Consider the following 12,400-nt stretch of genomic DNA (forward strand, 5'->3'; position numbering starts at 1 on the left):
GCGATCGGGTCTCACCAACTGATTCTGGCCGTAAACTCGTCGTCTGCATCTTTTCCAGACGCTATCCCTTCACCAAGCCCGCCTTGATTCTGTCACATTTTGACACGGCTTCTAGGATGATCGATATCTTCACCAGAGAAATTTCGCCTCGTGTTCCCTTAAGAAATACAGTTAAGAGACCTAGGTCACGTGCCGGAACGGCGCATCGCCAGCCCCGGCGAACCCCCGCCAAAGTCCTAAAAACCTTGACGAAATTCCAATTATTAACGAAATATCATGAGCTTGCCTCAACTTAACGCACATGCGAAAGATTTGCTGCGATGCGATATTTCTCTGGACACCATTACACAATTGTCGCATTTTTCCGTTTTAGTAGGGTTACCAAGACCTAAGTGCAGCCCTGGTGACAGGGTTAACCATTGATCGCCTATTGCCGCCGCGCCCCCTCGAAGACAACAGAGTACGATCCTTGAGCATCACGGAATTAAACAACAGCATTTCGACAGAGTCCTTCCGGCCGAGCCGCCGCCAGCAGCCGAGCCTGAAGATTCAGACCCCTGTTATCCACAGCGATGCGCCGCAGGCGCCGTTGGTGGATTTGGTCCTGAAGCGGGCGTTCGACATTGTTTCGTCGTTGAGCGCCCTCCTCGTCCTCGCCCCTTTCCTTCTGTTCGTCGCCCTGCTGATCAAGATCGACAGCCCAGGGCCGGTGCTCTTCAAGCAGACCCGCTGGGGCAAGAACTGCAAGGCTATCAAGGTCTACAAGTTCCGTTCCATGCGCACCGACCTCTGCGACGTCTCCGGCGTTGCCCAGACGGTGATGAACGATCCGCGCGTCACTCGCGTCGGTGCCATTCTGCGCCGCACGAATGTCGATGAGTTGCCGCAGCTGCTGAACGTACTGCTAGGCCACATGTCGGTCGTCGGCCCGCGCTGCCATGCGATCGGCATGCGCGCCGGCGGCGTGCTCTACGAAGAGCTCGTACCGGAATACCATCAGCGCCATGCGATGCGCCCCGGCATGACGGGTCTTGCCCAGATGCGCGGCCTGCGCGGTCCGACCGATCGTCCGGCCAAGGCGCGCGCCCGCATCGCCAGCGATCTCTACTACGTCGGGAATTTTTCGATCTTGATGGACATGCGCATCATTTTCGGAACCATCGTGTCGGAGCTGACCCGCGGAAAAGGCTTCTAAAGCGCGTCGCGATCTTTCAGATTCGCTCCTCGCGCTTTTTTTATCTTTGTTTTTGCGCATGTCGCACAAAAAGCGATGCACATTTTGCGCGACATGCTTCCCAGCTTTAGCTTTGTGAGAAAGGCCGGCTGCCTCAGAGCAGCCGGTACCGGAATGCTCTGGCGACCGCCTGCATGCGGCTGACCGAATCGAGCTTGCGCATCGCGCCCTTCAGATAACCCACCACCGTATGCGCCGAGAGATCGAGAATGATCGCGATCTCGTCGCTGCTCTTGCCGGCCGCCGACTACAGCGCCGCGCGTCTTTTTAGATGCGCAAAGGACGCTGTAGCACTTTGAATTGCTGCCTGATTCCTTAAATCGATTCCGATTTAAGGAATCAGGCAGCGTCGCAGGCATTCGATTTCGCGCCGGGTGAGCGTCTCCAACGGGCCATCCTCCACGCTGCTGCTACGCGAAACCTTGTCCAGAAGCTCCGTGCAGCCGTAGAGCAGCGCCATCGCCTGCTCTCGCGTGGGCATAGGACAGCCGCCTGAGAAGGCGAAGATGTATTGTTTCAGGTCAGCGTCGTGCAGCGTGAAGGCGAAGGTATTCTTCAGCCCGTGCATTTGAAAGAGCGCGTTGAGTTTGCGGTTTTCCTGATTGGCGGCGCTGCCCGCAAACGACCCCTCCTCGCAGAAGATCGGCACGATTGTCCGCTTCATCGCGGTCACCAGTCTGCTGCAATAGAAGAGATCGGCAGCCTCGTAAAAGCCGACAAGGCTTTGCGGCCAATTGCTGATCAACCGGTTTTCGGTGAAAGCTGTGCGGTCGCCCCGCGGGAAAGCCGAGAGCAGATAGAAATCGAAGTCCGCAAGCTTCGCCATCGCGTCGAGCCGTTCCTTGCCGTCGTCGGCCGAAACCCCGGCGCCACCGGCCTGCGAAGGCGAAAATGCAACATCCTCAGCGCAGTCGCCGACTGCGCGCTCACGTCTCTTCAACTTCATATCCTCGTATGGCCAGCTTCGGCTCGACCTCGCTGCCGGCGGCGAAAACTTCGCGCCGGGGCATCAGCAAAGACGGTTTCTGCCCCGCATCCCGAGGATACGAAGCATCAAAAACACGAACTGGACTGATACAGCGGGAAGAACGGAGACGAAGTCTTGCGCTCATTCTTATGTTGCCGCCCTTATAAGATCGTCCCGGGAAATCAGCTAATATTTATTCCGCATGGCTCCCATGCAGACGCTACAAATTGACGTAGCGGCAGGCAGCCGCCCTACATCACCAGCCAGGGCGGGCGTCTAAATTTGTTATCAAAGTCTTACGATGGGTTTAGGCAATTTTTAAATGTGGCACGCTAGAGTGGGGCTCGTGGTCTTGCGTTGTGTAGAGAGTCCAATGACCGAAATGATACGTCCCCGAGTAAAATATGTCATCGGCCCCGATGGCAGCCCCCTGACGATCGCGGATCTTCCGCCGCCCAATACGCGGCGTTGGGTGATTCGCCGGAAGGCAGAGGTTGTCGCGGCTGTCCGCGGTGGCTTGTTGAGCTTGGAAGAGGCCTGCGAGCGTTACACGCTCACGGTCGAAGAATTCCTATCCTGGCAGTCGTCGATCAACAGCCACGGTCTTGCCGGCCTGCGCACCACGCGCATTCAGCAATATCGTCACTGATCACACTCCAGCATCGACGACATTTATTTCGGGCCGGACGCATCTCCCATGAGGGAATGAAGAAGGCCCGAAATCATTGACGAGGCCGCGTAGCACCAGAGGCCGGGCTGCGTGAAGGCATCCGCCAGCCCCGTCGTCTTCGCCGCCGCAATGACGATCGCGACGAGCAGCACATCCATCATCGACCACTTGGACAGATGCGGTACGACGCGACGATAGAACAGGCTGCCGGCCCCACTCCCGGCGGCCGTCGCTTCTGCGGTGATCCCCATCGCCTCCACGGTGATGCCGATCATCTTCAGAAACGGGAGCAGGATCGAAACCAGGGCGACGATTGCCGCCAGCAGCCCGTCCCCGCCTTGCCAAAGCGAGACGATGATTTCGATGAGCGACGGCGTTTCGTCGAAGAAATACAGCGTCTCGAAACGGACCAGCGGCAAGACGAGGCCGAGCGCCAGGAAGAACGGCGCAGCCACGAGAAGCACGGGGCGAGCCATCGAAAGCGCACTCATTGCCCCGAACCTCTCATCGATCCGACATTTTGCATGAACACTCTGTCTCCTGCCTGTATTGCCTCCACGGCTTGGCACGACCGCGCCGCCATGTCACGGTCCGCTATGACAATATCGGTTATGAGGAAAGACAATGGACATTCGAAGTGAGGAAGGCGTCTCCGGCGGCCGCTATGCGGCCGAGGTCGAAGGGCACGAGGCGGAGATGACCTATTCACGCACATCGCCGAAGCTGGTCATCATCGATCACACGGCCGTTCCCGATTCGCTGCGCGGTAAAGGTGTCGGCCAGGCACTGGCGCTCCACGCCGTGGAGGCAGCCCGCACCGGCGGCTGGAAGATCATCCCGCTCTGCCCCTTCTTCAAGGCGCAGGCGCAACGCCATCCGGAATGGAAGGATGTGGTGAATTAATGCATGTCGCCCAAAAGCGCACAGCGGGTTTGGGACAAGGAAATGCATAAAATAAATCGTCCCTGCGGGGGACGAATCTCGTTTCCGGTGGGAGCGACGCCATAAGGCAAACACCAAAAGCCATGTATAACGGACAGCGCGCCCATCATACATGGCTTCTCAGTGGCGATCCCAGGGCGCCGAAGCCGGCACCCACCGTTTCTCTTACGCCCTTGCTCTGGCGCCGCCGTCACGCTCTTCCAGCGCTGTGGCCCTTGCATATTCCGCTTGCATCTCCTCGAGCGCCATTTCCAGCGTCTCTTCCTGCAACTTCAGTTCCTTGATGGAAACCTGCAGGTTGTCGGCCCGCTGACGCGCAGCCTTGGCGAAGGTCGGATAAGCAAAGTGATTCGGGTCGGAAATACCGGACTTCTTTTCTTCGACGACGATCTGGCTCTCCAGATCCTTCGTCATCCGTTCGAATTCGGACATCATCATCTGCAACTGCTGCAACTGACGTCGTTTTTCGTTCACCTGAAATTCCTTCAGGCGAACGAGACTTTCTCGCGACTTCATACGCATTACTCCCGTGATGCGAGACCCCGGCTCAACTTGAAACCGCCCTGCGCGCCGCTTTGACACGGTTTGCTAAAAAATTTCCCGCGATATTAACAAATACCTACCGCTGGTAACCTTTCGTTTACGGGCATCGTTAATGATAGGCCCGATGATTTAAGGGTCGGTAAATGCCGAGGCATGAAGTTCGAACCTTTTCATTGGCGAGTCGGATGAATCACTTAGCGCTGTTTCCTAATGTTAAAGTTGAGGAGCACCTTTTTGAGATTCCTATTGGAAAACAGAGAAATGGAAAAATTGCTTAATAAATTCGATACTCCTTGCCAGAGTGAATTAGAATTTGTTAACCATTTCGTGGCAGCTTTCAAATCACGTAGCGTGTTCGGTATCGTGTAGGGGGCCAGACCACCTTTCGGCGGCGGTAAAGGGGATAATTATGCGGGTACTTCTAATCGAGGATGACAGCGCGACAGCGCAGAGCATCGAGTTGATGCTTAAATCAGAGAGTTTTAATGTTTATACCACCGATCTCGGTGAAGAAGGCGTCGATCTGGGCAAGCTGTATGATTATGATATCATCCTTCTCGATCTGAACCTGCCCGACATGTCCGGATATGAAGTGCTTCGCACTCTCCGGCTGTCCAAGGTCAAGACGCCCATCCTTATTCTGTCGGGCATGGCCGGCATCGAAGACAAGGTTCGCGGCCTCGGTTTCGGCGCTGACGACTACATGACCAAGCCGTTCCACAAGGACGAGCTCGTCGCCCGCATCCACGCCATCGTCCGTCGCTCCAAGGGCCACGCCCAGTCGGTCATCATGACGGGCGAGCTGATCGTCAACCTCGATGCCAAGACGGTCGAAGTCGGCGGCCAGCGCGTCCACCTGACGGGCAAGGAATATCAGATGCTGGAGCTGCTTTCGCTCCGCAAGGGCACCACCCTCACCAAGGAAATGTTCCTGAACCACCTCTACGGCGGCATGGACGAACCGGAACTGAAGATCATCGACGTCTTCATCTGCAAGCTCCGCAAGAAGCTCGCCAACGCTGCCGGCGGCGCCAACTACATCGAGACCGTCTGGGGCCGTGGTTACGTTCTTCGCGAGCCGGATGGTGCAGAATACGCCGAAACCGCCTGATATTTTTTTCCGATCCCCCTTATCGGATAAACGAAGATCCCGCCTTTTCGGCGGGATTTTTCGTTTCTGCCTGCGCAATAAGGATCCGCCCTCACTCAGGCCGGATCGGCCTGAAATCCTCTGTATTCGATCAAGGAAATAACGTGGGGTCGCCGAAACCGCTTGCACACGGCATCATGGTCCAGTGGTGCCGATATCGGCGGAAGAGATCTGCCCGTCAGGCGGCGATCGCGCGGTTTCCGAAAACGGCGGTCAGGATCTTGCGATCGAACGGCTTCAGCAGGAAGTCGGTGGCACCGGCCCGTTTGCCCGCCATCAGTTTCTTCAGATCCGCCTCGACGACGCAGTAATAGATCTTGACCTCTTTGCCGCCCTCCATGGCACGGATGGCGGCGATGAGGTCGAGGGCGCCTTCCATGCCGGAATCGACGATCAGATATTCCGGCAGCTCCGCCTGGCAGCGCTGCAGCGCCTCGCCGGCGTTGGAGGCCTCGCTGACCAGAAAGTCGAGTTCGGAGAGAATGCGCTTGCCGACCTTGCGGACGATGTCCGAATTATCGGTGATCATGAACCTTTGCATGGCCGCTCCTTTGCCCCCGCATTCGTCGCAGCAAGAGCCTCTTACAACCCTGGAGAATAGGTCCATCAGGCTAACGAATCGTTACCGGACGGGGCGCCGACACAGGTCCGCGCCCCGAAATCAGGCTGCCGCAGCCACTGCCGTGAACACCAGTTCGTCGGCGCTGGCGCTGTGATCAAGCGTCATTCCGCACTCCTGCGCCAGGAGCACGGTGTAATAGGGCTGGATCGAATGGGCATCGATCGCTTCCTCGATAGTGCCGGTCGATATCTCGACGAACTTCGGCGGCAGGCGCATCAGTTTGCCTTTGGACGTGAGCTTGAACTTCGCATCGAACTCGGGATTTTCGAGCGTTACCTCGAGCACGCCGCCGCGCGGAATGGCGGAATAGGCAACGAGGAAGAGGTTGAGCAGCAGCTTGACACGGTTCTTGGCGACGATGGCGCGCGGTCCGTTCCAGATCACCTCGGTCTTCTTTTCGGCGACGGCGAAATCCTTGGCTGCACGCTCGGCCTCGCCGGTGTCGATCGAGGCGCCGACGGAACCCGACGCGCCGAAGGCGAGACGTGCGAATTTCAGGCGGACGGAAGCATTGAGCGCGCTGGTGCGGATCAGGTCCATCGCATCGGCATCGGCGCCGCCTTCATCCAGGAGCTCCAGCCCGTTATTGATCGCGCCGACCGGCGAGATGACATCGTGGCAAACGCGGCTGCAAAGAAGCGCGGCCAGATCCGGGCCGGACAGGGTGAGATTGGGGTTCTTGGACATCATTGTCTCCTGATGGGCGGCAATTTCATTGCGCCCGGAATATGCTTCATCAAAATTGCGCGAAGTTTGCGATCGTACTCGGTGCCATAATGACACCATATTTGGTAAACCGATTGTTAAGATCATCGGCGCAAAATGCACCAATCGCCGCGAGCGGTTGCCCGCTCTCAGCCAAACGACGAACGGATGACACCATGCGCCCTCGATTTCCGCACCGATTCATCGGCTTCTGCAGGTTACTTTCGGCCCTCATCTTCTCCTCGCTGATGATTGCCGGGCCGGCCGCCGCCCAGGACAACGGCCAGTACACGATGCAGGAAATCGTCGACGCCGGCCACTCCTTCTTCGGCTCTGCCAGCGGCGGACTTGCTAAGGTCGTCGAGAGTGCCTTCCAGAAATACGGCTTGCCGAACGGCTACATCCTCGGACAGGAAGGCGGCGGCGCCTTCATCGCCGGCCTTACCTATGGCGAAGGTCAGCTGAACACCAAGAACGCCGGCGAACATAATCTCTACTGGCAGGGACCCTCGCTCGGCCTCGATTACGGCGGCCAGGGCTCACGTGTGATGATGCTGGTCTACGACCTGCCCTCGGTCAACGGCATCTATGCCCGCTTCGGCGGCGTCAGCGGCTCGGCCTATGTGATCGCCGGCTTCGGCATGACGCTGCTCAAGAACAACGACGTGCTGGTCGTGCCGATCCGCACCGGCGTCGGTGCTCGCCTCGGCGTCAATGTCGGCTATCTCAAAATCACCCAGGCGCCGACCTGGAACCCCTTCTGAGGCCTCAAAGCCGCTGGAATCTGCCGCCGTCCCCACCGGCGGCCTTGCCATGCGCGTCACGCGTGCTTAATCATCGCGGCTGACCTCGTATCAACCTTCTTACCGATGGCCGCGCCGTGATCGAATATGCTCTCTTGTTCGGATTGGGCTTCCTGACCGCGGCCTTTCTCGTCTTTCTGGTCTCGCCCGCCGTTCACCGCCGCATCGTCTGGTATACGGAGAACAGGCTGAAAGCGACGATGCCGCTGAGCCCGCAGGAGGTCCGCGCCCAGAAAGACATGGTGCGCGCGCTTTATGCCGCCGAAAACGCCCGCACCACCCAGGACCTTCTGCGTGAGCGCGAGAAATCCCTGTCGTTCCAGCTTCGCCACGACGCCCTCGCCGTCGATGCCGGCAGGCTTGCCGCCGAGATCGGCGAATTGCAGGCCCAGATCGGCGAGATGCATGTCGAGGCGGCCGACCAGCGCTCGCATCTGCGCAAGGACGAGAACTATATCAGCCAGTTAAAGACCAATCTGCATATTGCCGAACAGTCCGCTGCCAACAAGGAGAGCGAACTGGCGACGATGCGGACGCGGCTGAGCAAGCTCGGTGAACAGGCCGATGGGCTGAGAATAGACCTGGCCGCGCGCGAGACCGAGGCCGAGAGCCTGAAATTCCGCGTTAACGCGCTGCGCGACGAACGCGACACGCTGCGCCAGGACGTCAGCCTGCTGCAAAAGCGCGCCAAGGATGCCGAACAGAAACTGACGCAGCAGCAGCATATGGTGATCCGCCTGGAGGATAAGGCCGCGCGCGAGAGCGCTTCCGCCATCGAAAAGGAAACACTGGTCGCGCGCCGCCAACAGGAGATCGCCAGGCTGAAGGAGCAGTTGAAGGCCGCCAACGCCGAGATCCGCAAGGTCAACCGGGTGCTGCGCGACGCCGGCCTTGCCGGGATGGCCGCGGAGCTGCCGGCGGAAATGACGGAAGACACGACCACATCCATGCTCGACACCGCCATCGTCACGGCTGAGATGGGCGAGGATGTCCGTAAACGCAGCGCCGCCCTGGCCGAGCGCCTGCAAAAGGCAAAGGCCGTAGCCGGACGTGATGGTGCGATCCGCGAGGAGATCGCCTCGATTGCCGCCAATATGGTGGCGCTGACCGCACTGGACGAGGGGCCTTCCTCACCGATCCGGACGCTGCTCGTCGAAGCTGCTGAAAAGAAGCCGAACGATCGCGTCAACCTTGCCGACAGGGCAGCCGCGATCCTCGCCGATCCCCCGAGCGTCCGATAGGACGCGCGGCGCGCCATCATGTTTGACCATCATGTTTGAATTGACGCAGAACCCTGAAATCAATCCGATTTGAGAGGATATGCGTTAGACCCGGCCCATCGCCGAGGCCATGGAAAACAGCGCGATCCCCGTCGCCGTCGCCGCATTGAGGCTGTCGAGTTCCTCCGACTGTGGAATGCGCGCGCTCTGGAACCGCGCAAGCAGCGCCTCCGGCAACCCCTCGCCCTCGGTGCCGACGACGAGCGCCATGCGCATCGAGGCCGGAATGGCGCGGATATCGGTCTTGCCGTGCGGTGAAAGCGTCCAGATGGCAAAGCCCCGTTCGGCAAGCGCCACGAGTACATCCAGCGCCTTGCCGCCGCGACGGTGCGGAACGCTCAGCACCGAACCGACCGAGACACGCAGCGCCTTGCGGTAGAGTGGATCACAGGAGGTTTCGTCGAGCAGCACTACATCCGCCCGGAAGGCGGCCGCATTGCGGAAAATCGAGCCGGCATTGTCGTGATTGGAAATGCCGCAGCCGACGAGCACCAGCGCCCGTTCCGGCAGCGCGTCGAGAAGTGCCGCCTCCCCGCGGTCCAGTCGCCGGCCGAGCGCGAGAACACCGCGATGCAGATGGAAACCGACGACGCTATCGAGCACATCCGCCCCGGCGACATAGACCGGCACATTGACCGGAAACCGCTCCAGGATGGGCAGCACGCCTTCGACGCGGTTGCGCAGCAGCAGGATCTTCTCGGCGAGAAAGCCGCGGCCTGCCGCATGCGCCTCGGCGAGGATGCGCAGCACGACGGTGCCTTCGGCGATGAAGCGGTTCTCTCGGCCTGTCAGGTCGCGCTCGCGGATCTCGCGGAATTCAGCGACGCGCGGATCGTCGGCGCTGTCGATGTCGATCGGGACGGCGGCCATGCCGGCCTCAATTGCCCGTAACAGTGACGTCGGCGACGGTGCGGCCGGTCCTGAGGTCGTAGACCAGCGCCTTGTTCTTGCCCTCGACCGTTTCGCCGTAGAACAGAAGCTGCCCTGCGGAAAACGAAGTGGACTGCACCTTGAAGCCGAGCGGCAGGGAAACGGTTGCCGCAAGCGGCGCATCCGAGGGTACGCCGGAGGCGGTAATAGCGGACGCCGTCTCCTTCGCCTCGCTGTGCATCACCTTGTAGACAACCGCGCCGAAGACCGCCATAAGGCTCACGAACATGATGGCGCCGGAAACGATCTGCAGGCGGACCATCTTGCGCCGGACACTTTCCATCGCCGGATCAAGGGGCTTCTCTTCCTGGTCGTCTGGCTCGATTGCTGTCATCTGTGCGTCCCGTTCTAAAAAATACGTCGGAGAAGAAGCGTCTTGAGCGACCCCTTTAAACAAGCAGCCGGCAATAGAAAAGTCCTGACCGCCGATGAAACTGCCGAAGGCCGGTTGGACGCCTGGCTGACGGCGCAGGTCGGCGAGGAATTTTCGCGCAGCCGCATCAAGGCGCTGATCAAGGACGGCCAAGTTTTTCTGCGCGGCGAACCCGTCACCGACCCGCAGCGCAAGGTGCGCACCGGCGATAGTTTCGAACTCACGCTGCCGGAGCCGGAAGACCCGACGCCGCAGGGCGAGGACATCCCGCTCGATATCCTCCATGAGGACGACGACGTCATCGTCATCTCCAAACCTTCCGGTCTCGTCGTCCATCCCGGCGCCGGCAACTGGACGGGAACGCTGGTCAACGCGCTGATCCACCATTGCAGCGATACGCTTTCCGGCATCGGCGGCGTGCGCCGCCCCGGCATCGTCCACCGTCTCGACAAGGACACGACAGGCGTCATGGTCGTCGCCAAGAACGACATTGCCCATCGCCACCTGTCGCTGCAATTTGCCGACCATGGCCGCACCATGCCGCTGGAGCGGGCCTATCAGGCAATCGTCTGGGGCCGGCCCCGCACGCTGTCGGGCACGGTCGACGCGCCGCTCGGCCGCGCCACCGGCGACCGCACGCGCCGCGCCGTCAAACGCCCCGACAGTCAGGACGCCGACGAGGCGATCACGCATTACCAGGTGATCGAGCGCTTCCATGAGAAGCCGGACGCAACCGCGTTCGCCTCGCTGGTCGAGTGCCGCCTGGAAACCGGCCGCACCCACCAAATCCGTGTCCACATGGCCCATATCGGCCATCCGCTGCTCGGCGACACGGTTTACGGCGCCGGCTTCAAGACCAAAGCCAATCTCCTGCCCGAAGAGATCCGCAAGGTCGTCAACGGTTTCGGCCGCCAGGCGCTGCATGCCTTCATGCTGCAGTTCGAGCATCCCCGCACCGGCGAAATCATGCATTTCGAGGTGCCGCTGCCGAATGATATGGTCGAACTGGTCGAAGCGCTGCGGCGATAAAGCCAGGCTCCGAATGCCGCCTGCCCAACTCACACCTGCGTGAGCGGCACCTTGAACCGCCGTTTCGCCACACTTATCTGTATATTGACCTAGTGCGGGCTCGCAGTAGAGCCGCACGTCCCGGTTTGCCTTTTTTAACGCGAGGATGCGTTTCCATCGGGAACCGGAATTCACTTTAGGAGGGTGCACTATGGCCCGAAATACCTTGCCGTCCATTACCGCCGGTGAAGCCGGTCTCAATCGTTACCTCGACGAAATCCGCAAGTTCCCGATGCTGGAGCCGCAGCAGGAATATATGCTCGCCAAGCGTTATGCCGAGCATGGTGACCGCGATGCCGCCCACAAGCTGGTCACCAGCCATCTTCGCCTCGTCGCGAAAATCGCGATGGGCTATCGCGGCTACGGCCTGCCCATCGGCGAAGTCGTCTCCGAAGGCAATGTCGGCCTGATGCAGGCCGTCAAGAAGTTCGATGCCGAGCGCGGCTTCCGCCTCGCCACCTACGCCATGTGGTGGATCAAGGCTTCGATCCAGGAATATATCCTGCGTTCGTGGTCGCTGGTGAAGATGGGCACGACCGCCAACCAGAAGCGCCTGTTCTTCAATCTGCGCCGCCTGAAAGGCCGCATCCAGGCAATCGATGACGGCGACCTGAAGCCCGAGCACGTCTCGGAGATCGCCACCAAGCTGAACGTCTCGGAGGAGGAGGTCATTTCGATGAACCGCCGCCTCTCCGGCGACGCCTCGCTGAACGCGCCGATCAAGGCAGCCGAAGGTGACGGCGGCCAATGGCAGGATTGGCTGGTGGATGACCACGACAGCCAGGAAGACGTGCTGATCGAACAGGATGAACTCGACACCCGCCGGCGCATGCTGGCGAAAGCGATGAGCGTGCTGAACGAGCGCGAACGCCGCATCTTCGAGGCCCGCCGCCTCGCCGAGGATCCAGTGACCCTGGAAGACCTTTCGAGTGAATTCGACATCAGCCGCGAACGCGTTCGCCAAATCGAGGTTCGCGCCTTCGAAAAGGTGCAGGACGCCGTCCGCAAGGAAGCCCTGGAACGCGCCAAGGCCGTCCGGGTCGTCGAAGCCACGGCATAAGCCCGTCGCGTGATACAATTGAAGAAGGCGGGTCCTTGCGGCCCGCCTTCTCT

Annotated in this window: 14 protein-coding genes and 1 pseudogene; 8 read left to right on the top strand and 7 right to left on the bottom strand. The window is 60.0% G+C overall.

Going from position 1 to position 12,400, the window contains the following annotated elements:
* The first annotated feature begins 469 nt into the window (after positions 1-469).
* The gene (locus GFM02_RS13975; protein ID WP_026265403.1) at positions 470-1,195 is read left to right on the top strand and encodes a sugar transferase; all 726 of its coding nucleotides are present in this window, start codon (positions 470-472) and stop codon (positions 1,193-1,195) included.
* 133 nt (positions 1,196-1,328) lie between these two features.
* Here the strand turns inward: GFM02_RS13975 and GFM02_RS13980 are convergent.
* A pseudogene (locus GFM02_RS13980) lies at positions 1,329-2,174 on the bottom strand (LuxR C-terminal-related transcriptional regulator).
* A 400-nt stretch (positions 2,175-2,574) separates the two neighbouring features.
* Between GFM02_RS13980 and GFM02_RS13985 the strand changes: the two are divergent.
* On the top strand, positions 2,575-2,850 hold the full coding sequence (locus tag GFM02_RS13985; RefSeq protein WP_007533628.1) for a DUF1153 domain-containing protein: 276 nt from the start codon (positions 2,575-2,577) through the stop codon (positions 2,848-2,850).
* Between the two features lie 23 nt (positions 2,851-2,873).
* Here GFM02_RS13985 and GFM02_RS13990 read toward each other — a convergent pair whose 3' ends face one another.
* Entirely contained in the window at positions 2,874-3,440 is a 567-nt protein-coding gene (locus GFM02_RS13990; protein ID WP_020051355.1) for a paraquat-inducible protein A, read from the bottom strand.
* Between the two features lie 55 nt (positions 3,441-3,495).
* On the opposite strand from GFM02_RS13990, the gene GFM02_RS13995 reads away from it, so the two are divergent.
* Complete coding sequence (locus GFM02_RS13995) at positions 3,496-3,774, top strand: GNAT family N-acetyltransferase (RefSeq protein WP_020051356.1); 279 nt, start codon at positions 3,496-3,498, stop codon at positions 3,772-3,774.
* Between the two features lie 204 nt (positions 3,775-3,978).
* On the opposite strand, the gene GFM02_RS14000 is transcribed toward GFM02_RS13995, so the two are convergent.
* Complete coding sequence (locus GFM02_RS14000) at positions 3,979-4,329, bottom strand: flagellar export protein FliJ (RefSeq protein WP_168321991.1); 351 nt, start codon at positions 4,327-4,329, stop codon at positions 3,979-3,981.
* Between the two features lie 436 nt (positions 4,330-4,765).
* Between GFM02_RS14000 and ctrA the strand changes: the two genes are divergently transcribed.
* Positions 4,766-5,467: a response regulator transcription factor CtrA gene (gene ctrA, locus GFM02_RS14005; RefSeq protein ID WP_003542362.1), complete on the top strand. Its 702-nt coding sequence runs from the start codon at positions 4,766-4,768 to the stop codon at positions 5,465-5,467.
* A 217-nt stretch (positions 5,468-5,684) separates the two neighbouring features.
* Here the strand turns inward: ctrA and GFM02_RS14010 are convergent, their stop codons facing one another.
* Together GFM02_RS14010 and chpT are read right to left on the bottom strand one after the other, a co-directional pair.
* The gene (locus GFM02_RS14010; RefSeq protein WP_003542364.1) at positions 5,685-6,047 is read right to left on the bottom strand and encodes a response regulator; all 363 of its coding nucleotides are present in this window, start codon (positions 6,045-6,047) and stop codon (positions 5,685-5,687) included.
* Between the two features lie 120 nt (positions 6,048-6,167).
* Positions 6,168-6,815, bottom strand: coding sequence for a histidine phosphotransferase ChpT (gene chpT, locus GFM02_RS14015; RefSeq protein ID WP_003542366.1), 648 nt, complete (start codon positions 6,813-6,815; stop codon positions 6,168-6,170).
* Positions 6,816-7,009: 194 nt separating this feature from the next.
* Here chpT and GFM02_RS14020 point away from each other — a divergent pair, with 194 nt between their 5' ends.
* Positions 7,010-7,597: a DUF1134 domain-containing protein gene (locus GFM02_RS14020; protein ID WP_027663852.1), complete on the top strand. Its 588-nt coding sequence runs from the start codon at positions 7,010-7,012 to the stop codon at positions 7,595-7,597.
* Between the two features lie 116 nt (positions 7,598-7,713).
* Positions 7,714-8,877, top strand: coding sequence for a hypothetical protein (locus GFM02_RS14025; RefSeq protein WP_168321923.1), 1,164 nt, complete (start codon positions 7,714-7,716; stop codon positions 8,875-8,877).
* 84 nt (positions 8,878-8,961) lie between these two features.
* On the opposite strand, the gene GFM02_RS14030 is transcribed toward GFM02_RS14025, so the two are convergent.
* Positions 8,962-9,786, bottom strand: a complete 825-nt coding sequence (locus tag GFM02_RS14030; RefSeq protein ID WP_168321924.1) for a TrmH family RNA methyltransferase — start codon at positions 9,784-9,786, stop codon at positions 8,962-8,964.
* Between the two features lie 7 nt (positions 9,787-9,793).
* Positions 9,794-10,180 carry a hypothetical protein gene (locus GFM02_RS14035; RefSeq protein ID WP_168321925.1) on the bottom strand — a complete coding sequence of 129 codons (387 nt, stop codon included), beginning with the start codon at positions 10,178-10,180 and terminating at the stop codon, positions 9,794-9,796.
* Positions 10,181-10,222: 42 nt separating this feature from the next.
* Between GFM02_RS14035 and GFM02_RS14040 the strand changes: the two genes are divergently transcribed.
* Together GFM02_RS14040 and rpoH are read left to right on the top strand one after the other, a co-directional pair.
* Positions 10,223-11,248 (top strand): RluA family pseudouridine synthase, encoded by a 1,026-nt coding sequence (locus GFM02_RS14040; RefSeq protein ID WP_168321926.1) that lies wholly within the window; start codon positions 10,223-10,225, stop codon positions 11,246-11,248.
* A gap of 190 nt (positions 11,249-11,438) precedes the next feature.
* The gene (gene rpoH / locus GFM02_RS14045) at positions 11,439-12,347 is read left to right on the top strand and encodes an RNA polymerase sigma factor RpoH (RefSeq protein ID WP_168321927.1); all 909 of its coding nucleotides are present in this window, start codon (positions 11,439-11,441) and stop codon (positions 12,345-12,347) included.
* The last annotated feature ends 53 nt before the right edge of the window (positions 12,348-12,400 follow it).

Source organism: Rhizobium leguminosarum bv. viciae (genome assembly GCF_012276115.1).
In the GTDB taxonomy this organism is placed as follows: domain Bacteria; phylum Pseudomonadota; class Alphaproteobacteria; order Rhizobiales; family Rhizobiaceae; genus Rhizobium; species Rhizobium leguminosarum_T.

Bases quoted from the DNA above. Each gene is read 5' to 3' on its own strand.
- ctrA (WP_003542362.1), top strand. From the start codon at position 4,766: ATGCGGGTACTTCTAATCGAGGATGACAGCGCGACAGCGCAGAGCATC.
- GFM02_RS14010 (WP_003542364.1), bottom strand. From the start codon at position 6,047: ATGCAAAGGTTCATGATCACCGATAATTCGGACATCGTCCGCAAGGTC.
- GFM02_RS13985 (WP_007533628.1), top strand. From the start codon at position 2,575: ATGACCGAAATGATACGTCCCCGAGTAAAATATGTCATCGGCCCCGAT.
- GFM02_RS14020 (WP_027663852.1), top strand. From the start codon at position 7,010: ATGCGCCCTCGATTTCCGCACCGATTCATCGGCTTCTGCAGGTTACTT.
- GFM02_RS14035 (WP_168321925.1), bottom strand. From the start codon at position 10,180: ATGACAGCAATCGAGCCAGACGACCAGGAAGAGAAGCCCCTTGATCCG.
- GFM02_RS13995 (WP_020051356.1), top strand. From the start codon at position 3,496: ATGGACATTCGAAGTGAGGAAGGCGTCTCCGGCGGCCGCTATGCGGCC.
- rpoH (WP_168321927.1), top strand. From the start codon at position 11,439: ATGGCCCGAAATACCTTGCCGTCCATTACCGCCGGTGAAGCCGGTCTC.
- GFM02_RS14030 (WP_168321924.1), bottom strand. From the start codon at position 9,786: ATGGCCGCCGTCCCGATCGACATCGACAGCGCCGACGATCCGCGCGTC.
- GFM02_RS14000 (WP_168321991.1), bottom strand. From the start codon at position 4,329: ATGAAGTCGCGAGAAAGTCTCGTTCGCCTGAAGGAATTTCAGGTGAAC.
- chpT (WP_003542366.1), bottom strand. From the start codon at position 6,815: ATGTCCAAGAACCCCAATCTCACCCTGTCCGGCCCGGATCTGGCCGCG.